Genomic DNA, 22,043 nt, shown 5'->3' on the forward strand with positions numbered 1-22,043 from the left:
TAGACCGTGGATGCGGGGCGTGTCCACCGTTGGGCGTCACGCGACGGCGGTCGCGAGACGTTGCGCGCGGCGTATTTGCAAGCTACACTCGCGCACATACCCTTTGCAGACCATTGGGAAATACGAGGTCCTGGAAGTCATCGGCCATGGCGGGATGGGCGTGGTCTACCGCGCCCGCGACGCTGCTATCGGACGCCACGTCGCACTCAAGGTGATGGGCGCTGCTCTTGCCCAGCAAGGCGAGTTGCGCGAGCGCTTCCTGCGTGAGGCGCGCGCCGCCGGCAACCTGCAACATCCCAACATCGTGGTGATCTACGACCTCGGCGAGGACAATGGCGCGCCCTACATCGCCATGGAATACCTGGCGGGCGAGCCGCTCGATAAAGCGCTGGCCGCAAACACGCTGACCACCAAAGCCAAGCTCGAGATCTTCGCGCTCATCTGCGATGGGCTGCACTTCGCGCACCAGAGCGGCGTGATCCATCGCGACGTGAAGCCGGCCAACGTGATCCTGCCGACAAAAGGAGGCGCGAAGCTGGTGGACTTTGGCATCGCGCGCACCGGCGATGCCGGCATCACGCGCACCGGCATGATGATCGGCACGGTGGCCTACATGGCGCCCGAACAGCTCAAGGCCAAGCCGGTGGACGCGCGGTCAGACGTTTTCTCCGCCGGCGCCATGCTCTACGAGATGCTCGCCGGCAAACTTCCCTTCGAGGGCGAATCCACCGCCGAGACCATGATGCGGATCCTGCAGGAAGAGCCACCGGAACTGAAGGCCGAGGGCGTAGTGTCGCCCCAGTCGCTAGCCAAGCTGGTGGGCCGCGCGCTCGAGAAAGAGCCGGCAGACCGTTACCAGACCGCGCGCGAGTTTGGCGAGGCGGTGCGCGATTACTTGCTGGCGCAGGAGCTCAGCGGGATGAGGGCGACTTCTATCCGCCCGCTTCCGGATGTGTCGCAGCTGCGCGAACCGGCGGCCACAGTGGCTCCGGCGCCGACGCGCATGAGCGCGGCGCCACCCGTGAGCGCTCCGAAAGCTACCGCGATGGATCCTGCGGCGCAGCCCGCGCACGCGACGAGGGCCACTTCGCTTCGCAGCGGCGAAGGTCGAGGGTCTGGAAAGAAGGTGATGTTTATCGCGGCGGCGCTCATCGCGATATTCGTTGTCGCGCTCGTCTGGAGCAAGAGGGAGAGGCAAGACGCGCAGTCAGCAGCGTCGGAAGTGACAGCGGCGGCGACGTCGCTGGGCGCGGCACCGGGTGTGACTCCGGCGAGCCCGGCCAACCAACCGGCAGCAACGGCGCCTGCGTCGTCGCCTGCGTCAACGCCGACTCCAACGCCAGCGGCGCCCGTCGTCAAATCCGAGTCCAAGCAGGCCGAGCCGACTCCCGCCAAGTTGGTGCCGACCCCTCCGTTGCCGACGATGCAGACCACCGCGTCAGGCGTGAAGTACTGGGACACGAAGGAAGGTACCGGCGCCGTGGCGACCAAGGGCAAGACGGTCACGGTGCTGTACAGCGGACACCTGACCGATGGGACGCCGTTCGGCAGCGCTAACGCCGGGAAACCGTTCGAGTTTCCGCTCGGGAAGGGCATGATGATCAAGGGTTGGGAGGAAGGCATCGAGGGCATGAAGGTCGGCGGGAAGCGCAGGCTGCGCGTCCCGCCGGAAGCCGGCTACGGTGCAACCGGCATCGGCGGCGAGATCCCGCCGAACTCAACCCTGATCTTCGACGTCCAGTTGCTCGCGGTGAAGTAGCGCGCCAGCGGCGGCGATCCTGCTACTCTTCGGCTGCGCCCACCGGGATGGCGCCCTTCTTCGGGCGGCGGTTCGATTGCAACACTTTCTTGCGCAGGCGCAGCGACTTCGGAGTGACCTCGACGTATTCGTCGTCGGCGATGAACTCGATGGCCTGCTCCAGGTTGAGCGCGCGGTACGGGACGAGGCGGATAGCGTCGTCGGCGCTCGACGAACGCATGTTGGTGAGTTTCTTTTCGCGGACGGCGTTGACGTCGAGATCGTTCTCGCGCGAGTTCTCGCCCACGATCATGCCTTCGTAGACCTCGGTGGTCGGTCCCACGAAAAGTTCGCCGCGTTCCTGCAATCCCCAGAGCGCATACGCGGTGGTCGCGCCGGTGCGGTCGGAGACGAGGGCGCCGGTTATCCGGTGCGGGATCTCGCCCTGCCACTCGGTGTAGCCGTCGAACAGCGAGTTCATCACGATGGTGCCGCGCGTGTCAGTGAGCATCTCCGAGCGCAGCCCGATCAAGCCGCGGCTGGGTATGCGGAACTCCATCCGCACGCGGCCGAAGCCGTGGTTGTGCATCTTCACCATCTCGGCCTTGCGCATCCCGAGTTTTTCCATCACCACGCCGACGAAGGCCTCGGGGATATCGACGGTGAGGTGCTCCACCGGTTCCATGGTCTTGCCGCCGATGGTCTTGGTGACGATCTCGGGCTTGCCGACCATGAGTTCGTAGCCTTCGCGCCGCATCATCTCGAGCAGGATGGAGAGTTGCAATTCGCCGCGACCGGCGATGCGGAAGGAGTCCGGACTGTCGGTATCTTCCACGCGGATGGAGACGTTGGTGAGCAACTCTTTCTGCAAGCGGTCGCGCAGATGGCGCGAAGTGACGTATTCGCCTTCGCGTCCGACGAAGGGCGAGGTGTTGATGGTGAACAGCATCGCGATGGTGGGCTCATCGATCACGATGGGCGGCAGCGGCGCGGGGTTCTCCACGTTGGTGATGGTCTCGCCGATGGTGATGCCGGTGACGCCGGCGATGGCGACGATGTCCCCGATCGCGGTCTCGGTCTCGTCCACGCGGGTGAGTCCGTCGAAGGTGAAAAGCTTGGTGATCTTGGTCTTCTGGAACGTCCCGTCGAGCTTGGCGATGGCGACTTCGTCGTTCGTGCGCAGCGTGCCGTTGGCGACGCGCGCGATGGCGAGACGGCCGAGGTAGTCGGAGTAATCGAGGTTCGCCACCAGGATCTGTAGCGGACCATCGGGATCGCCCGTCGGCTCCGGGATGGTGGTGACAATCGTCTCGAAGAGCGGCGCCAGGTCGGCGCCGGGCTTGGCAACGTCTGCCGTGGCGGTGCCGAGCTTCGCGTTGGTGTAGAGCACGGGAAAATCGAGCTGGTCTTCTTCCGCGTCGAGGTCGATGAACAGGTCGTAGATCTCGTTCAGCACTTCCTGCGCGCGCGCGTCTGGGCGATCGATCTTGTTGATCACCACGATGGGCGGCAGCTTGGCCTCGAGCGCCTTCCCCAGGACGTAGCGCGTCTGCGGCAGCGGGCCTTCGCTGGCGTCCACCAGCAACATGACGCCATCCACCATCTTGAGGGCGCGCTCCACTTCGCCGCCGAAATCGGAGTGGCCGGGCGTGTCTACGATGTTGATCTTCACGTGGTGGTAGAACACGGCCGTGTTCTTGGCGAGGATGGTGATGCCACGCTCGCGCTCGAGATCGTTCGAGTCCATGACGCGGTCGACCAGCTCCTGGTTGGCGCGAAAGACGCCGCTTTGGCGAAGCATGGCGTCCACCAGGGTGGTCTTGCCGTGGTCAACGTGCGCGATGATGGCGATGTTGCGGATTGCCTGATCCAAAGGATTTCCTTGCAGGAAGTAGGTCTTCCTAGTGTAACCGACAATGTGCCGGTTGACTTGCCGCGGAGGCGACGTTCTGGTGGGGCCGCGGCCAGGCATGTGTACAAGGTGGGAGAGCGATCCTCTCCGCAGCACCCTTTGCGCAGGGCACATCCGTATCGCTGGCCCAGGCCGCGAGCGCCGGTTCGGTGTTTGCCGGCTGGGGCGGCGACTGTTCCGGCGCGGGCGCCTGCGTGGTGACGATGGACGCGCCGCGCACGGTGAACGCGACCTTCAACCTGGAACCGACATTCGCTTTCGGCACCCCGCCACCGCCAGTGACTGTGTCTGCGGGCCAGCAGGCCGCGTTCGTGCTGACAGTGAATCCGCAGAATGGAACGTTCAACAGCGCGATCACTTTCTCCTGCACCGGAGTGCCGTCGCTGGCCAGCTGCGTGTTCTCGCCCGCCTCGGTCACGCCGGGAGCTAGTCCGGCAACGACCACGCTGACCATCAGCACGTCGGCGCCCATCACGGCGGCGCTGCTCCGGGAGTCGTCTATCTTCGCGCTGTGGCTACCGCTGCCGCTAGCGCTGCTGGGATGGAACGCGGCGCGCCGTGTGTCTCGGCGGCAGAGAGTGCTCGGCCTGATCGGGCTGGGCATGCTGCTTACGCTCGCGATGGCGGGATGCGGCGGCAGCAGCGGCAGTGCGCGCCGCCAGATCCCCGGCACCCCGGCTGGCACTTACAACGTGACCGTCACCGGAACATCGGGCGCCACGACGCGTACGACAACCGTCACGCTCACGGTGCGGTAGGCAGATTGGAAGGGTGAAGCAAGGTTCGCGCTAAGAAATGGCTCCTCAGGTAGGACTCGAACCTACAACCCTCCGGTTAACAGATGCCGGGAGTCATGAGGACTGGTATGAACCAGTTGACATTAGTACTAGACAGACAAAGGGTTAGCTGAGCGTCCCCGTACTTCGCTCTGCTATGGTCTTCGACCATTTCCCATGCAGCGTGGGCACAGTTCTGGGCACAGGTAAATAAGGATGTCCGCACTGCCATGAGCTTGATGACTGGATTGAACGGACGCGTGGAAGGGGAGATCGCCGCTGGACCCAATTGGACCCAAGATGTTGGTCGTTGGCGCTTAAACAGCGCTCATCCAACCTCCGACCCCCTGGTCCCGAAATATAACCGATTCGCTATGTTGTTGGTTCGCTTAGGTTGGTTCTGCGTCGTAGTACATCTAAGTGCAGGGTGTTCGGCACCGATTGGACCCAAATTGGACCCAAGTTTTTGCGGCCACGTCTTTAGCCTTTCTGAAGCCGGCTGCAAAAACACATCGCTCCTACTGCGCTAGCAATGAGGAGAGGCTTTGTGTTTCCTCCTGGATCGAGTCGGCGCTATAGGCGAAGTCTTCTTCGCCCTTGGAAGCGATCTTCGGGTGCTGCTGTAGGACATCCGTCACTTCCCGGACGGTCTCCTCCAACTTGGTGCGGCAGCACTCGAGTTCGTGGGTCCTTTCGATCAACCCCCGCCGGGCCGCTTGTCCCATCACGCGGACGGAGGACTGCAACGCCTGGTTCGCCTTCTGCAAGAGATAGTTCAATGACTCGGCATGGCTTTGCCAGAGGTAGGTCGTCTCTCCACGACCGCGCAACGCGGCAAACTCGACTGCCATCCGCACCTGCACCACGAAAAGCTCGCGTATGCATGCGGCATAATCGCCGCGGAAGCTCAACTCACCCTCGAACGGATTCAAGAAGCTTCGCAATTCCACGTCCGCGAGCGTCAGTTGGCCTACGGGGAGCGAGAGGCAGTTCTGCGCCGGCGTCGAGAGGCGAAGATAGGTCTTGATCGCCTGCACCAGGTCCTTCAACTTGCTGTCTTCTTCCGCCTCGCGGTTCTTCTTTGGCATGGTTTCGGTGAAATCCATCGAGATGTTCTCGATCGCGATGGTGTTCGGAGGCGCCAACTGTCCTGGTGTCACTTCGGAAGTGCTCATTGCCGGTCCCTCTCTATTGTCAAAATCGCTTCTTGCCCGCTGGTGTTGCCGAGTTTCAAGTTCCCCGGAGTTATCGAGACCGTGAACGGGCGTGACCCTTCGACCTCGACGGTCATGATCATTTCCCCGTTCGGATCCAGAGGATGCGCTTCTGCTTGCTCACGGGAAGAGAATGCACCCCCGCGGGAAAGCCCGCAAGTTACGGAGGTAACCAGCCGCAACCGCTTAGCCGACGCTCTTGCCGCAGCCGCGGCGCTGAGGCAGGAACAACTCGCTAACCCGCCCGACCCCAACGTGGCCTTTTCGTATCTGTCCGAAGAGACCAATCGTGGACGATTCCTGGGCTATAAAGCAGCAATGAGTCATCGGCGCCGTCCCACTGCGGCCGCATGCGGCGACTTCCGCCGCCGCGGTCAATAAACCGACCCAGGCACGACTTCGTTTGGCGCGAAGATTGCCCCGCTGAGGATCCTCCCGCCCGACCCCACTTTCAAAGACCTCAGACCTCAGTGCTTTGTTCTCCTTAGTGTCCTCCACATTCTCGACGATGGCACGACCGCTAAGCGTGTGCTCCCGGGGCGGAAGAACCTTTCCAATAGTAAGGTTATGGTCTATCGTCGACATATGGCAGCTTCCACGAAGACCAAAGAACCACCAGACTTTGCTGCACTCACACGTGAGCTGGCGGGTGGCCCAGACAACGCTCGCATCACGATGGTCTCTCCTTCATGGGCGACAACACAAGCTGGTTAGGTTGCGCCCGACACAAATGTGGGTGCCCCACACAAGCTGGTTTTGCTTGTGTGGGAGGAGGGATCAGCGGGACTCGGTCAGCGGTAACGGCAAAAGAACCCTCGGCAGCCTCATGCCGAGGGTTCTTTGTTCAATCTCGCGCAATGAGCCCAATGGTTACTGCGGGTACGTCACCGTCACCGCCTGGACGCCGTTCGCGCGGGATGACGTCAGGCCGCGTCCGAGCGAGTCGTAGGTGTGCGACTCGTCTCACTTGTGCCACAAGTTAGCACTGGTCGTGCAGAGTGATGAGTGGCGGGCTTCGCCTCAGCGGAAAGCTCCCAACAGGTAGGCTATGAGCAGAATCACCAATATGGTGCCTAATCCTATGCCCGCGCCCCCACCGTAACCCCAGCGGCTATGGCCGTAGTACCCCCCACCGCCACCCAACACCAACACCAAAATGATCACCACTATCAACAACATTGTGGATCCTCACTTTCTTCTGAACGTTAGCTCACGGGCCGACGGCATCGTTGTAGCCCATCACCGCAGAGGTTCATGGACGCGCGGTGGCGCCTCCGTCTCCGAATCACCGCCGGGATTCACTTCCCCAGCACTTTCTCGATCTCGCCGACCTTCTTCTCGACCTTGCCGCGGACATGTTCGGCTTTGCCTTTAGCTTTCAACTTAGGATTGTCCGTTACTTGGCCTGCCTTCTCTTTGACTGTGCCTTTCACTTCATGGAAGGTGCCTTTAATCTCATTCTTCGTACTCGGCTTCATGTGTCTTCTCCTTATCGTTGATTGGTTGAAGCTTGCCTGATCTAGCTTTGCCGGGCCCTTGCCGTTTATCAGGGCGGCTCGATGTCAATCGAACCGCCCTGAGCTCTCCAGTTCACCGGTCTAAATCCACTGCAGCCTAACCCTGCTTTTTCTGCTCTTGATCGTGTTTCTCTTGTTCCGACTGCGGACTCTTGGGCTCTCCGCTCGGGACCTGCTGTTTCTGTTGCACGGGCTGGTCCGGCTGGTTCCCAGGTTTCTGCTCCGAACCGGGCTTCTGCGGATCGCTATGTTGTGGGCTGCGATTTCCTTGATCTGACATTTTACTTCTCCTTTGCTGGTCTCTCTGTTGTTGGTAGGTGCTGCTCGATGCAAGATGCCGTTATGCCCCGAAAGAGGCACCGCAAGACCTTATAGGCGCGCGGTCCCCCCTAGTCTGTTCAGAAGTGCTCTACCCGCGGGAGAGGACCTGAATGACGGGTGGGGAAGCGACCTACTTACCGCGGCCAGTCGCGCAGGAGCGGCTTCCTGATTCATCGTCTCTATACAGGAGCCTAAAGGGACGGCATGCTCGACCTTTCGCAGTCAGTTCCGGTAGCTGACACAGAAACGATGGCACCGTACAGAAACTCGTCACCAATTCGTCACCAAAACTCGTCGATTTTGGCCTTTTTTTGGGGTTATGAAAATGCGGAAAGCAAGGCAGGCAAAGGGATTTAGGTTCGTGACCACATAATTGACACGGTAGAGATCAGCTCCAGGTTTTGTAGATCGTCGTCGATCGCGAGCAGAATCGCCGTTCCGTCGGGAGATGTCGGGCTCATCGGTCCCCTCCTCTAGGAACCGCCTGCGTTCCTGAATCCCGGGCGCGCGGCGACGCAACACCGCCACTTGCTCAGCGGTTCGCGCTACTGGCCTATTTCCTGGTCGACCAGTTGTTGGATGCGTTGCTTGTCGCGGGCACTGATACTTGTGAACTGCACGCCCGCGCGGCCCTTGTCGTCGACTCGAACGACCAAGCCTTGCGCGCGGATCGGACCACGTTGCGCGGGCAGATTGAATGTCAGGCTTACGTTCGCCTTCAACCCCAGGGCGCCTGCGGAATCGAACAGGATCCCATCGCAGCTCAGGTTGGCGCTCTCGCCTTTGACCGCCAATCCGGGGCCCTCGCAACTCACCTCGGTGCGCAAGGAGATCCGTGCGAACCGGCGGCGGTTGTCGTGCATCGCGCCCTGCGTGGTGCGGAACAGCGCGATCAGTTTGTAACGATCGATCGGCTTTTGCAGGTAGAAGGTTCCCCCTGCCTCGAACGCCTGCCCCATGGTTTCCCGCTCCTCGCGGCCGGTGACGATGATGATCGGCGTAGCCTTATTGCGCGAGGAAGCGCGGACCAATCGGGCGAACTCAAAGCCGTTCAGTCCGGGCATTTGTAAGTCGAGAAAGATTCCGTCGAAGCGTTTCTCTTGCAACAAGGGCACCGCCTGCCGGCTCTTACTGAAGGCCTCGACGTCTGCTTTCATCGAGATCAGCACCTCCCGAATGAGCTCCAGCGAGGCGATGTCGTCTTCAACCACCAATACTTGCAATGCCACTTGTGTGCCTCCACTGTCTTTCAGTACGTGTTCACGACATCCCGTCGGACGACTGCTTTACCTTTTCGATCTCCGCCCACAGCACGGAAAGCGTGATCGGTTCCGAGACGTAACCATCAAAACCGGCGGCCAGCGCTTTTTCTTGCTCGCCGCGCATGGCAAAAGCGGTCAGCGCGATGACCTTTAGCTTCTGCCAGCGTTCGTCGAGGCGGATCCTGCGTATCACCTCGTAGCCATCCAACTTCGGCATTTGGATGTCGAGCAGGATCATGTCGGGGGCAAACTCTTCTAGCCTGGCGAGCGCTTCCTCACCGTTCTCCGCCTCGGTGACGGAATGGCCTTTCATGCCCAGCGCCTCGCGCAGCAGCTCGCGATTCGCGGCGTTGTCCTCTGCCACCAGGATGTTCATGCGCGCTTCCCTTCGGGGTCGGGGGTGGCCCGGACGAGCACAGCGCGAAGCTTGGCGAGCAACTCTTCCTTCCACGGGCCGCCTTTGGTCAGCAGCGCTTGTGCCTCACGCGACAGAAATCTTTCCTCCTCTTCTGTCAGGTCCTTTCCCGTCAGGATGAAGACGGGGATCGAGCGCAGGGACTCATCCTGCTTCATCGTGCGCAATACCTCGAAACCGTCCATTTCCGGCATCATCAGGTCGAGCAGCACGGCGTCGGGCCGTTCTTCGCGCAATTTCCGCAGACCTTGTGCGCCGTTCGAAACCTGCAGCGAGATGAACCCGGCCGATTCGATCACCTCGTTGACGAGATGGAGGTGGGCGGGGTCGTCCTCGATGATCAGGATGCGGTACGGTCGCGTCGTGGGCGCGAGCTGGCGGCGCAAGGCCCGCAGCAATGTATCGCGGGAGACCGGCTTGACCAGATAGTCTGCGGCGCCGAGCGCAAAGCCCGCGCTTTTCTGGTCAAGGATGGTGACGACGATGACCGGTATCTCTGCCGTTCGCGGGTCTTTTTTGAGGTCGCTCAGGATGCTCCAGCCGTTTACGGGCATGAGAACATCCAGCAGGATCGCGTCCGGCTGCAGGTCGCGCGCCAGGCGCAGCGCGCTTTCGCCGCCCTCGCTCCCGCGGATATCGAAACCCTCGGGGGCAAGGAAACTGGCCAGCAACTGACGCGCGAGCGGGTGGTCATCGATCACCAGTAGCAGGGGATGGGAACGCCCGCGCGCCGGCGCCCTCTGTTCCGCTGCAACAGGACTCGCGATGGCAAGCAGCTCCGCCTGAGTGCCGGCGGGAAGCACCACGATGAAGCGGCTTCCCTTGCCCGGTTCACTCTCGACCCAAATCTTTCCACCTTGGTTCTCGACCAGCCGCCGTGTGATCGCCAGCCCCAGGCCGGTGCCTTGCTGCTTGCTGGCTTCGTCTCCGACCTGGCGGAATTCTTCGAAGATCGTTTCCTGATCCTCAGGCCGTATGCCTATGCCAGTGTCGGTGACGATGATCGCAGGTCTTCCGCCGTGGATCCCGACCTCGAGGGTGACCTTGCCTCCTTCGGGCGTGAATTTCACCGCATTGCTCAGCAGGTTGTAGAGGACCTGCTTGATCCGCAAGCGGTCGGCATAGACCGTCAGCTCCTGTTCGGGTTCAGAAACTTCCAGGGTCACTCGCTTGCCCATCGCCAATGGCCGGATCAGGGAGATCACCTCGGGCACAGCGCTGTAGAGGTGAAAGTCCTCGCATTGCAGTTCCAATTGTCCCGCTTCGATCTTGGAAAGGTCGAGGATGTCATTGATCAACTGCAGCAGGTGGCGCGCGCCGGTGCGGACGTATCCGACAAAGCGCGCCTGCTTCTCGTTCAATGGCCCGGGTCCCTGGTCGTCCAGCAGCTCCGAGAAGCCCAGGATGGCGTTCAACGGCGTTCGCAGCTCATGGCTCATATTGGCCAGGAACTGGCTCTTCATCTGGTTGGCGCGCTCGACCTCCCGATTGCGCAGTTCCAGTTGATTGTGCTGTGCCTCGATCAACTCGAGGTTCTGTTGCTTTTCCTGCTGTAAGTGTTTCTGCTCCGTGATATCCCGTCCCGTGACATAGATAAGACCGTCGGGATGGGCAACCGCTCTCCATGCCAACCAGCGATAGGAGCCATCCTTGCACCGGCAACGGTTCTCAAAACCCGCCACACTGCTTCCGGCCTTGAGTCTCTCCATCGACTGCAGAGTGGGAGCCTTATCGTCGGGATGGACGAGTTCCATGAATGGCAGAGCCAGAAACTCCTCTGTCGTGTAACCCAGCGTGTCGGTAAAGGCAGGATTAACGCGCTTGAAATAGCCATCGAAGCCTGCGATACACAGCATGTCGAGCGCCATACTGAAGAAGCGGTCCCGCTCCTCTAAGCTCGCCTTGAGCTGCTCGTCCTCCGTTTGCAGATCATCCGCCATGCGGTTGAATGCGGACGCAAGCTTCCCTAGCTCATGTTTCCCACTCCCGATCTCGACCCGCGTTGTCAGATCGCCAGTCCCCAAGCGGTCTGCGCCGGCGGAAAATTGGCTGATCCGGGAAGCGATCTGGTTCGCCAGAGTGAATGCCACGACCAGAACGAAGAGCAACGTCAGCCCCGTGCCCAGGATGATCACTCCCCGCGTGACTGCCGCCTGGCGCTGGGCCTGTTGTTTCCGTTCGGCGAGGAGTTCCTCCTCCTCTCCCGTGACGGCGCCCGCCAGAGTCTCGATCTTTGTCGTCAGCTCACGGCTGTGCCGCATGTCATCGACGAGAGGGACCATGGGATCGCCTTGGCGGCGGCCCTCCACGATGCCGTCCATGATGGCAATCTTCTGTTGCAGCAGCGCATCGATCTCTTGCAGACGTCCCTGCTGTCTTGGATTGTCCGCGGTGAGCGCGCGGATCACTCCCAGTGCCGGCGAAGCTCCACTGCGGCGTTCCTGATAGTCGGTCAAAAATGATTCGTCGCGACTGGCCATGTATCCGCGTGCTGAGGCTTCCATGCCGAACATCGCGCGCAGGAATTGCTGGGTGGCGCCCAGCACCTGATGGGTGTGCGTGACCCGCTGATCGCTGGCGATTAACTCCTTGCTTCCGACATAGGAGAGAACCCCTGCCAATGCGAGGGGAACCATAATCGAGAGAAACGCGACAATCAGCTTCGAGCGTATGGACAAGTGAACCTCGCTGCGAAATCCCAACTGCAGCATGAGTCGCTGTCGTAGTGTCCTGGTGAAGTGCTCATCCGGGCCGTGGTGCTCCACATGGCCGATGGCCTGCTGTGTCGTGTAGCCCGTGGACCTGCTTCCAGTCCCGTCTATTTCTCTGGCTGGTGAGCGCCGATCCTTGCAGGAAGCTACCGAAACACTAGATCCTAGTCCCCGCGGGGGGCGGGGCCTTCTATCTATGGCCTAAAGAAACGTACCTTAATCTTCGACGAATACGGCGATAGGCGTGTATCTGTTCCGAAAACGGAACAAGATCAAACATTAGGTGCCCCGGCGAGAGTTTTGGTTGCCTAGAGAACAGAGTAATGTAGGTACATTTTGCCCCCCGCCACTGATCCCTGGTCACATAACTCCAAGGCTTTCTGCCCCGCTAACCGGTGCTCACCGGCCGTTTTGTTCTGAATCCAGAACAAGGTCTCCTACGCTCACCCGCAGGCTGCGACCAATCTCTGCGAAAGTCTCCCAAGGAGGGCGCAAGGCCGTCCTCGGCCGGATCAGGCCTCACGCTTCAGGAAACCCGATGGCCGCCGAAAGATGACGGCAGAGAACGGCCAGTTGCAGTTGCGGCACCAATAATGACGCTTTACGCCTATTCCCGAGAGGAATCGCTCCGTTCGGCTCTTGGGAGGCCGCGCATGGATATCGCTACTAATGCATTTAGGACACCGCAAATGCCACCAAGCCATCAGGGCCACCGATCCGGGGGAGTCCGACCTCACGCGTCAATTCAGGACCGAAATTGTCCACGTTTCGAGCGCAGTTGCGCAGCAGCTTGCATTTTTGTTCTGGATTTGGAACACGATTCGGGGAGTGTGCTAAACGCATGGGTGTCAGATGATCGTGAAGTGGTACCCCCCTAGTTGCTCACCAGGGGTTCACCGCCGTAACGTGCGCGGGAGGGGTCGGATTCGGGGATAAGCACCTGAACAGGAAGGCACGCACGAGGAAATTCAAACTCCTGACCTCTACCGTGTCAACAACGAGGTCAACAACCTAAATGCCTTTGCCTGCTTTGTTTTTCCGCAATTTAATTCGTCACCAAAACCCCTATTTCGGACGAGTTTTGGTGACGAATTGGTGACGCCGGATTTAGATACAGGCTCCATTGCGCCAAACTCCCCGGTAGGCCGGACCTTAGTTTTTGCAGGCAAGAGGAAGGTCGTTATTGTAAACGGGTGCTTCTGGCACGGACATTGCGGATGCAAGAACGCCCGCGTTCCGCGTTCAAACACCCTACTGGAAATCCAAGGTAGGCCGGAACAGCGCCCGCGATGCGTTCGTAGCTAAGCAACTTAAGCAGATGGGCTGGAAGGTACTTCAAGTCTGGAAGTGTCAGACAACAAAGGAATCGATTGTTCGGCGAAAGCTACTTCGGTTCTTAATCGAGTAGTCGGCCTGATTGACCGGAAGTGCCATGTTCCGGTTTCAGAACAATCATATTTATCTTTATCATCCCGAACAGGGCTCCGCGGTCGCTTGCAAGGATGTCTTCAGGAATCAGAGGCGCTCGGACCGCTTAGGAACGGGCGACGGCGTTAGCAGGCCTGGCCAGCTCTCGATAGCGGCACAACGCGTTGGCCAACTGCATCTGTCGCGGCGTCCGGCAATCGGGCTCGAAGAGGCGCGGGCTGGCAACCAGGATGGAAGCGCATCGGGCGCGTGAAGTCGCAACGTTCAGACGATTCGGGCTGTAAAGGAATTCCATGCCTCGCGGGGCGTCCTCGGGCCGGGAGGTCGCCATGGAATAGATGACCACGGGGGCCTCCTGCCCCTGGAACCTGTCCACCGTCCCAACGCGAACGCCGCTGGCGTCCAACCGCTCAATCAGTCGGCTGACCTGCGCATTGTAGGGAGCGATCACCAGGATGTCGTTACTGGTCACTTGCCTGTCTTTTCCGTGCTCGTCGATCCAACGGGTGCCGGGTGCCTGGAGGCGCGCGACGAGATCAGCGACCACGTCGATCTCTTCCAGCGACGAGTTGCAATTGCCGTCGTGCTCCACATCCACCACCCACAAACCACTGCCATCGAAGCCGTCGGTGCCAGTCAGGCATTGACGCTCAAGCCCGGGCTTCGATTCGAGCCGGCTCTCATAGAACAACTCCGACGTGAACAAGCAGATGTCGGGGGGAAGACGCCAGGTAACCCCGAGGAAGATGCCTCGGGCAGGTGTGATCGTCTTCTGTTGACCGAGGATATGCTGCAGCGCCGACGCATCCACGCCCTCCGGATGGCTGCCCTTCTGTGGCTGTTCCAGCTGCTGCGGGTCGCCGAGAAGAACGACGCTCTTCCCGGCGTGTGAGACAGCCAAAACGTTGGCCAGCGACATCTGGCCGGCCTCGTCGACGAAGAGGACGTCTACCGATTCGGCGAACTCCGGCCGCGCCCAGAGCCAGGCGGTGCCGCCAAGCACATTTGCCTCCCCGGACCGCAGGGCATCGAGCGCTTCCGAATTGTCACCCAGCACAGCCACAGGCGATGCGCTGCCAGTCTCCTCGTCGTCCTCTTTGGCCCCCTTATGGGCCAGCCTCACGCCGAGGCCAAGTTCTTTCGCGGCCCTGCTGACAGCGTCGAGAAGGTTGCGAATGACCTTGTGACTGGTCGCCGTCACGCCTATTTTCTTCCCCTGCCCAACTAAGGCGCAGATCATCCGGGCGCCGCTGAATGTCTTCCCCGACCCCGGCGGACCTTGGATCGCCAACACTGTCTTGTCCAGATCGGCGGCAATCCGCACGGCAAAGTCGACGGCGGTTTCGGCGGGTTCCGGCACAAACTTCCCGGAACATAGCCGCGGTGGCCGCGCTAGAAGCAGCTGTCGCCCGACGGGGTGCGCCTCGGTCTTGCTTCCGCTTATCACGCCGTCGTCAGCGACCTTCTCTCCCATCCTGTAGATCGCCTCCTCAAGCACTTCGGCAGGCACGTGCGTGTGCGCAAATGCGGAGGTTGGGTGATGGTCCGCCTGCGTGGGCCCTTTTCGCACATCGATCGTGAGCGCTATCCGGTCTACCCGGACCACGTCTCCAAGTTTCTCGCCACCCTGAAGCTTCAGCTCGTCCTTGGGGCGGATCTCCATTTCCTGGGGCGGATACCGGTAGCGGTCGACGACCGAGCCCGTCGGCTTGCCGGTCCTGCTGTGATGCACGACCTCGACGCGCCCGACGTGCCCCAAGCCTGCGATCGCCTGGGGCTCATCGAATAACTCCTCTTCGGGAAGATCGCGCAGCCGGAAGTACTCCCACCATCCGGCCTTGTCCTCGCGCCTGTGCCAGTCGAGCAAATAGGCAAGCAGCCAGCGCGCGTGCTGCTCTTCGGTCCGGTCGCCCGGCGCTTCCGAAACGCCGTTCAGCAATCGCCGCCGAAGCGCGTCGACCCGCTGGGCCCGCTCGTCGACCTTCTCCGAGGGATCTCCTTCTTTCGGTGCCGGCCGCGGCACCGGCGTACCCGCCGCCTCCGTCTCGGCTCTCAACTTCTCCAGCCAGTCACGAAGGCGAAGCGTCGACACGCAATCATCCTTGTTGTAGCCCTCAACCGCTTTGCGAACCTCCTCCGGCACGGCGTCCGGACACTGCAACTCCAGGGCCTGCTCCATCAGGAGCAAGCTGCGGTTGGCATCGATCAGCGGCACGGAACGGGTGAATCCGTACAGCACTTCGAGGTTCTTGATCGAGTAGCGTTCGATCCCTGCGCGCACGCCCTGCCGCACAACCGCATAAAGGTCGACTAAACGCTCTGCCCGGAGCAGCCTGTCGAGCTCCTCCTCGCGCGTCGCGTAGCGCCCCATCAGACGCTTGAATGCCGTCGGCTCATAGGGCGCGTAGTGGTACACGTGCATCGTCTCGTTGGCCTCCCAGGAGCGCACGATCAGGTCGATGACCGACTCGAACGCCAGGCGTTCGTCCTGATCGGTGAAGGCCCAGAAGCTGCGATAGTTGGGGGTGCCCGTTGGATCGATCGTCACGACGCCAAACAGGTACTCGCGCCCGCCTTCGACGGCGAAGAAATCGCCTTCGAGATCGAGGAACACGTCGCCAGGCGAGGGCTCGGGTAGACGGCTCAACCCCTTCCCGCCCTCCAACAGCCGCAACTCATGCAAGGGAGGGTTCTTGCCGCGCGATTCGAACTGGACCCTGGCCTGCTCGCGCACCTTGACATAGCTCTCGGCGGACCCACGTTTGGGCTTGAAGACCAGCGGCACCGGCAGCTTTGCGAGGTCCGCGAGCGTCGCGACATCCCTTGACTCAAGCTCGCGCCGCTGGAGCCGCGAGATGCCGGCGACGAGGGATAGGTGATCATCTTTGTGCCGCTTCTTCACGCACTCCCCGGACCACGGGCACACGTCGCAGTGATCCACTGGTTCGGGGTAGTTCGCCGCGCCGACGACTTCGTCGTCCAAGGTGACGGTGTCCCGCATCTGCGTGCGCACCAGGCGGAAGTAGGCGGCGTAGTCGTCGACGCGGAACCTGTGCACGGGCTCGGCCGGGTCTGGTGTGATGACAGAAAAGTATTCCGGCCATTTTCCTTGCGCGGTTGCGAGCATCTCCGAATAGAGACCGAGTTGCAGGATCGTGCCTGCGCGCGTCTCCCGGGAGAGCTTGGTGTCGTCGATCTCATACGACCATGCGCCGAGTTTGCTCGGCGTTTCTATGCGCCGCATCACATCCGGCCGGCCGTACCAGCGGCCATCGCACAGCGCAGCTTGGACGATCAGGTCGGCGCCGGAGCGCATCGCGTCAAGTGTCTGCGCTACGGCCGCATCACGATCCTTCACTTCGTTGAGGTCGACGACACGTTTCCCGCCGGCCTCGAGCGATCGGACGTACCTCCCTTCGTGCTCGATCCCTTTCTTGATCAGGATATCGAGGAGCGGATCATTCCACGCCGGCCGGTGACGCTTGCCGCGCGCTTCAGCCATTTCAAGCGCGGTGCGGTGCCGGCAGCTCAGGAAATTGGAAAGGTCCGTGGCAGACAGATCGAATTCATTGCCAGACAATCGCATCAATGGAGGAGGCTACGCCCTATACAGGTCTGGTGTCGACGGTTGCTGCCAGTGCGCACCCGGAAGCGGCGGACGCTCGCGGTTGTGCCCAAGGCGCCTTCCTAGGGCTCATCTTCAATCGTGGCGGATTCCTCTCCTAACGTAGCCGAGATCTTCTGCATCGTTTAGGCTTTGGCCTAACCTGACAAGTGTCATCCGTGGACCGAAAAGTGAAGTCACCCAGAATGATCGGGTCTCTTGTCTTTAGGAACGGAAAGACCGCGATAGCGCGGCCAGGGACTTCTCCCGGACGAAGGATCATGAATAATTCCTACTTTGGCGATAAGCCCTTTGCCACAGAGTAGCGGAGGTCACGATCGACAACAACGTGGAAGCGGCTAGGCAAGTGCTGACGGCGGCGCTCCATCGGCCCAGACCGCCTGCCATGCGGAGAATTCACTCGGCCTGATCTGATACCGTGCGAAGTTTCCTTCGTGCAGGCTCAAAAGCTCGCCCTCGGCCATCTCCCGGAAAGGACCACGGTCGGGCTCGGAAACATTCTTCTCCGCCCACGAAGCAATATGCGCCGCTGCGGCCCTTCTGTCCATCTCGCCGCGTATCACTTCGCTCACGACCTGTTTCAGAGCGGCGCTGTGTTTGAATCTGAAGGGATCGGGCTCGCCGAGAGATTGCCGGACGGCGGCATAGCGTGCGGCAGAGCGCTCGTACGCCCAGATAAACACGTCTTTCAGCAGGTCGACGCGGTTCAACTCGTAGACTCCCAGAATCGCATCAGTATAGAGGGACCGTGGAACGTCAGTGAAAGACAGTGGGGACAGATTCTGCTTGATGAACGGGATGTTCGCGGCCAGACGCGACACGCGTTTGTTGACGTCATCGAACGGCTGCAGATAGGGCAGCTGCACCATCGCGAAGAGCGCCTGCTCGAACGGATCTTCGATCGCCGCCGCAGTCGCCAGCAGCTGGTTAAAACACTCATCAATACGCTGGGGCAATTCGAGCGGATGAAACGTCGATTTCTCGATGCCGACCGCGATGTGCCTCAAGCGGCCCGCCGCGGCCTCATCCGGCAGCAGGTTGTGCGCCAGGATGCCGTGAAGATTGAGAATCGTGTAGCGGTTGAAACCGATTTCCTCGGCCGCGCCGACGAGAAATGCGATCGCTTCTTTGTGATTGACGATCATCTGCGCTTCCAGACGGTCGCGACCCGCGGCTTCCTCCCCGAACTCGATCAGCCGTTTGGTATCAAGGAGGGAATATGTGTTCCCCTCAAGGCGGCTTGAGTTCCAGGAGAGATCAATCAGGAGCCGGTTGAGAATTTGTTTCGCATAGGTCCCCGCCGCCTGATCCGCGACATTCGGCTTGCCCACAGCCGCCAAACGTTGGCGCTCCGCTGGCAACAGATAGGCGCTCACGTTTGGCTTGTACGAATCGAGAAACGCGCGGTTATAGCCGACCGGCTTTCGTGCTGCGATAGGCTGTCCGAGATATTTGCGAATTTCAAGGCTCTCGGGCGAAAGTGGCACCACCTCCTCGCCCTCCGCGGCCGACGGGGGGGCGGCTTCAGGCTTGGGTGCTAGACGGTACTTCGCCCAGCGGCGTCTCTCTCCTTCCGTTACGAGACGTCCCTTATCAACGAGGTGTTTGAGGCGGTATTGCAGGGTGCGCGGCGGAACCGGCGGTGTCAGCGTTTCGGCGATTTCTCGCAAGCTGACGCCGTCGGGATGAGCCCCGACTGCCTGCTCAATCGCCCGCAGAGCCTCGTCGGATATCCGTTTAGCCACGAGCTTCCCCCAATCAGGATAGTTGCGTATATGAATCTATGCGCAATTAAAACACTCATATACGCAATTATCAAGCATATGCGCAACTTTATATTGCGCATAGAACATAAATACATGCTCATAGATAATGCTTGAGCGCAAACTTGACATGACATGCATACTATGTAAAGGTAGGAGCATTCATGTCGGAACTTGCTGAACTCGTTAAGGCCAGACGGTCAGCCCGCAACTGGTCCCTCCGCCAACTCGGAACGCAAATAGGGGTGACCCCGGCCTATGTCGCCGATATCGAGGCGGGCCGGCGTCTGCCCAGCTCCGAACTCAAGGAACGGCTGGCCGCAGTACTCGAAATCCCCATGGAGGAACTTGACGCGGCCGATTCCCGGCTCACACCCGATCTCAGGGAGTGGATCGAGGAGCGCCCGCAGCTGACAACTCTCCTTCGATCGCTACGCATAGTGCCGGAGTCCGACATGCTCATCCAGCGCCTCTCACGATTAATCAGCCGACGCTCGAAGCCGCAAGCTCCCCGCGGGTTCCTGGTGATCTGGGAATCCGAGTTGCGCGCAATTGCTGCCGATGCTAACGCTTGGTCCGTCGAGACCGGAGGCGACCTCTTCGGCCGGTGGCACGACGTTCCGACCGTTCTTCTCGCCACGAAGGCAGGGCCAGCAGCACAGCGGAACCACGCACGTTTTCGGCTCGACGTTGAATATCTGCGCGGGCTAAGTGAGACCATGGCTTCCGATTGGGCGCTCAGGTATTTCGGCGACTGGCACTCACATCACAGACTCGGCTTGTCCTCGCCAAGTAGCGGCGACCGTCGTCGCATAATTTCCATCGCAGGCCGGAACCAGTTAACAGGCATGGCGGAAATTATCGTCACCATCGACGACAGCCGCACCGAGCCGATCATCAGGATTCATCCGTGGAGCTACGATCTTTCGAGCGGGGATCCCGCACCGCTGCCGCTGCGGGTCAAGGTCCTGCCGGGATTGAGCCCTATTCGCCAGGCCTTGCTGGCGCGAAAGATCCTGCCGGAACAGGACTTCCTTGCCTGGGAGAAAGTTTCCTTGCAACGAATCCGGATTGGATCCGCCGCGAAGCCACCTTCCGTCGAGCCGACATCTGACGTTGATTCTGCAACACGGGAAAGAACCCTCGCCCAACTCGCCGAGGCTCTACAGAAAGCGAGTGGCGTCGCCGTGGAGCACCATACGACCGGATTTGGCTCGATTCTCGTTGCGCAGCTTGAAGAACCTTATTATTTGGCATTCGCCCTCGGCTCTGCGTGGCCGATGCCGGTGCTGGAAATACATCGAATGAATCGCACCGACGGTTCGACGAAACCCATTGACGCCCCTGCAGGAATGATCGCCGCTGACCTTCCAGCCATCTTGGACATCTTCCAAGCTGCGCGCGCAAACATGAAGGGGGCTCCGCATGTGGACCGTTGAGCAGCGCAACAGGATGGGAATCGAGCACCAGGTTCTCCAGCGTGAAGGATTTGATCAATTCAGCGTGTACCAGGACCGTGCCGCGGATACGTACTGGGGGTTGGGAATCGCCACGACTAACTCCGGGCGCCTGTACAAGCTCTATCTTCCGCTTCCTTCCGGCTATCCCAACCAACGCCCTCCCCTGTATGTCATCGAGCCATGCCCGTTGCGGATGTTCGATGGCAGCCTCCTCACCGCGCAAGGGGTTTCGCATCAGATGCACACGCTCACGCCACACTCCAATGGCTGGGTCCAGATATGCCACTGGCGGGACGCACGGTGGCATTCAGGAATCCTGCTGCAGAAGGTGTTTCTCAAGGGGCTGATCTGGCTTGAAGCTTACGAGCAGCACCTCTCAACCGGCCGGCCTCTGGCCGAATTCGTTCGAACTATGGCGGAAATAGCATGAGCACAAACGATCCTCAGCAACAGCAAATGATTCGAGAAGCGATGAAAGCCATCGCCGAGCGGAAGCCCGGACGCACGAAGCTGGTGTACGACAAGACCAAGCGCACGATCGTCGCCGTTGCGGACGGCGTACAGGCGCCCCGCGCGTTGAACATAACGGCTGACGATGCGGACATGTTTGCCGTGGTGACACTGTCAAGCGCCTGGCTGCGCGAGCATTGGCCGCAGATCAAACGCGATGGCTGGATGCCCGTCACCCTCAGCTCATGGGATGAAGGAGACGCACTGACGCAAGCCGATCTCGGCCCGCAATCGTCGCCTTCCTCCGAGCAGGCGGCCGTGCTCCTCGCCGACAGAATTGATGCGGCTCCTGAAATGCACGTTCACATCGTGCTCACGCCGTCGGACGAGTCTTCGACCGATGCTGCCACGTTCGCCGCGCCGGACGGGTCATTCCACCGTGCCACCGGGCGTGAACTCGCGAACGGCAGCAAACAGCCGATCGAGGTCTGCTTCGCGGATGTTCAGCCGGAGCTGGCCACGCGACGCGCCGGCATCCTTGAGACCACAGTTCTCAGCGACAAGACGGTACTATGCATCGGCGTGGGAACCGGCGGCGCCCACGCGGCTATCGAATTGGCAAAGTGCGGGGTCGGACGTTTCATCCTTGTCGATCGCGACAGATTGACCGTCGGCAGTGTCGTCCGTCATCCCGGTGGCATCTCGCAGGTCGGTCGCTACAAGGTGCGCGTCGTACGCGACCTCATCCACGAAAAACACCCGGCGGCCGATGTCTCCGTCCATCCTGTGGACCTGACATACGAGAACCAGGAGACGATCAGGGGCCTCGTCGCGGAAGCGGATGTTGTCATCTGCGGAACCGACAATCGCCCGAGCAAGCTGTTGATCAACCAGCTTTGCATCGCGGCGGGGGTCACTGCGATCTATGGCGGAGCTTTCAGACGCGCGTATGGCGGGCAAGTCCTGCGGGTGCGCCCGAAACAATCGCCATGTCACCAGTGTTTCGTCGCAGCCATGCCCGATGAGGCCTCTGACGTCGAAATCTCCACCGCTTCCGACGCTGAGGCAATCGCGTATTCCGATCGACCCGTCGCCGTAGAGCCCGGCCTGTCATTGGATGTCCTGCCCATCGCAAACATGCTCACGAAGCTGGCGCTGCTGGAGTTGCTGGCCGGGAAAAACACTTCGCTCAGTATCTTGAACCGGGATTTCGACGCGCCTTGGTATCTATGGCTCAATCGTCCGGAGCCCGGAACGCAATATGCGAACTGGCCGCCACTCAGCGAGAGCAGCGACGACATGACGATCCATCGTTGGTATGGAATTTACATCGAGCGCGACCCGCAGTGCGCCGCTTGCGGAGATTTCCTTTCTTCGATAGCCGGCAACTACGGCCTTGATCTTGCATCGCTCGGTGAGCTGCCATCCTTACCGGAAAAGGAGCACTAAGC

At 60.6% G+C, this 22,043-nt stretch carries 14 protein-coding genes; 5 read left to right on the forward strand and 9 right to left on the reverse strand.

What is annotated here, in order from left to right:
- Window positions 1-103 precede the first annotated feature (103 nt).
- Window positions 104-1,759 carry a protein kinase gene (locus tag M3P27_01145; GenBank protein ID MDP9266916.1) on the forward strand — a complete coding sequence of 552 codons (1,656 nt, stop codon included), beginning with the start codon at window positions 104-106 and terminating at the stop codon, window positions 1,757-1,759.
- 22 nt (window positions 1,760-1,781) lie between these two features.
- Here the strand turns inward: M3P27_01145 and typA are convergent, their stop codons facing one another.
- On the reverse strand, window positions 1,782-3,611 hold the full coding sequence (gene typA / locus M3P27_01150) for a translational GTPase TypA (protein ID MDP9266917.1): 1,830 nt from the start codon (window positions 3,609-3,611) through the stop codon (window positions 1,782-1,784).
- A 161-nt stretch (window positions 3,612-3,772) separates the two neighbouring features.
- Here typA and M3P27_01155 point away from each other — a divergent pair, with 161 nt between their 5' ends.
- The gene (locus M3P27_01155; protein MDP9266918.1) at window positions 3,773-4,408 is read left to right on the forward strand and encodes a hypothetical protein; all 636 of its coding nucleotides are present in this window, start codon (window positions 3,773-3,775) and stop codon (window positions 4,406-4,408) included.
- Window positions 4,409-4,944: 536 nt separating this feature from the next.
- Here M3P27_01155 and M3P27_01160 read toward each other — a convergent pair.
- The 8 genes from M3P27_01160 to M3P27_01195 form a co-directional block, all read right to left on the reverse strand.
- The gene (locus M3P27_01160) at window positions 4,945-5,601 is read right to left on the reverse strand and encodes a hypothetical protein (GenBank protein ID MDP9266919.1); all 657 of its coding nucleotides are present in this window, start codon (window positions 5,599-5,601) and stop codon (window positions 4,945-4,947) included.
- A gap of 1,337 nt (window positions 5,602-6,938) precedes the next feature.
- The gene (locus M3P27_01165; GenBank protein ID MDP9266920.1) at window positions 6,939-7,118 is read right to left on the reverse strand and encodes a CsbD family protein; all 180 of its coding nucleotides are present in this window, start codon (window positions 7,116-7,118) and stop codon (window positions 6,939-6,941) included.
- Between the two features lie 136 nt (window positions 7,119-7,254).
- Window positions 7,255-7,437, reverse strand: coding sequence for a hypothetical protein (locus M3P27_01170; GenBank protein MDP9266921.1), 183 nt, complete (start codon window positions 7,435-7,437; stop codon window positions 7,255-7,257).
- 586 nt (window positions 7,438-8,023) lie between these two features.
- Entirely contained in the window at window positions 8,024-8,707 is a 684-nt protein-coding gene (locus M3P27_01175; GenBank protein ID MDP9266922.1) for a response regulator, read from the reverse strand.
- Window positions 8,708-8,738: 31 nt separating this feature from the next.
- Window positions 8,739-9,116, reverse strand: a complete 378-nt coding sequence (locus M3P27_01180; GenBank protein ID MDP9266923.1) for a response regulator — start codon at window positions 9,114-9,116, stop codon at window positions 8,739-8,741.
- On the reverse strand, window positions 9,113-11,866 hold the full coding sequence (locus M3P27_01185) for a response regulator (GenBank protein MDP9266924.1): 2,754 nt from the start codon (window positions 11,864-11,866) through the stop codon (window positions 9,113-9,115). The genes M3P27_01180 and M3P27_01185 overlap by 4 nt, the downstream gene beginning before the upstream one ends.
- 1,534 nt (window positions 11,867-13,400) lie before the next feature.
- Window positions 13,401-16,880: a TM0106 family RecB-like putative nuclease gene (locus M3P27_01190; protein ID MDP9266925.1), complete on the reverse strand. Its 3,480-nt coding sequence runs from the start codon at window positions 16,878-16,880 to the stop codon at window positions 13,401-13,403.
- A gap of 377 nt (window positions 16,881-17,257) precedes the next feature.
- Window positions 17,258-18,664, reverse strand: coding sequence for a Fic family protein (locus tag M3P27_01195; protein MDP9266926.1), 1,407 nt, complete (start codon window positions 18,662-18,664; stop codon window positions 17,258-17,260).
- A gap of 182 nt (window positions 18,665-18,846) precedes the next feature.
- On the opposite strand from M3P27_01195, the gene M3P27_01200 reads away from it, so the two are divergent.
- Genes M3P27_01200 through M3P27_01210 form a run of 3 tightly spaced genes read left to right on the forward strand, consistent with a single transcriptional unit; the run spans window position 18,847 to window position 22,041 of the window.
- Window positions 18,847-20,121, forward strand: a complete 1,275-nt coding sequence (locus M3P27_01200; GenBank protein ID MDP9266927.1) for a helix-turn-helix transcriptional regulator — start codon at window positions 18,847-18,849, stop codon at window positions 20,119-20,121.
- Window positions 20,108-20,572 carry a hypothetical protein gene (locus M3P27_01205; GenBank protein MDP9266928.1) on the forward strand — a complete coding sequence of 155 codons (465 nt, stop codon included), beginning with the start codon at window positions 20,108-20,110 and terminating at the stop codon, window positions 20,570-20,572. The genes M3P27_01200 and M3P27_01205 overlap by 14 nt, the downstream gene beginning before the upstream one ends.
- Complete coding sequence (locus M3P27_01210; GenBank protein ID MDP9266929.1) at window positions 20,569-22,041, forward strand: ThiF family adenylyltransferase; 1,473 nt, start codon at window positions 20,569-20,571, stop codon at window positions 22,039-22,041. The genes M3P27_01205 and M3P27_01210 overlap by 4 nt, the downstream gene beginning before the upstream one ends.
- Window positions 22,042-22,043 lie beyond the last annotated feature (2 nt).

The sequence above is a fragment of the Acidobacteriota bacterium genome (genome assembly GCA_030774055.1).
Classification (GTDB): Bacteria; Acidobacteriota; Terriglobia; order Terriglobales; family Acidobacteriaceae; genus JACPNR01.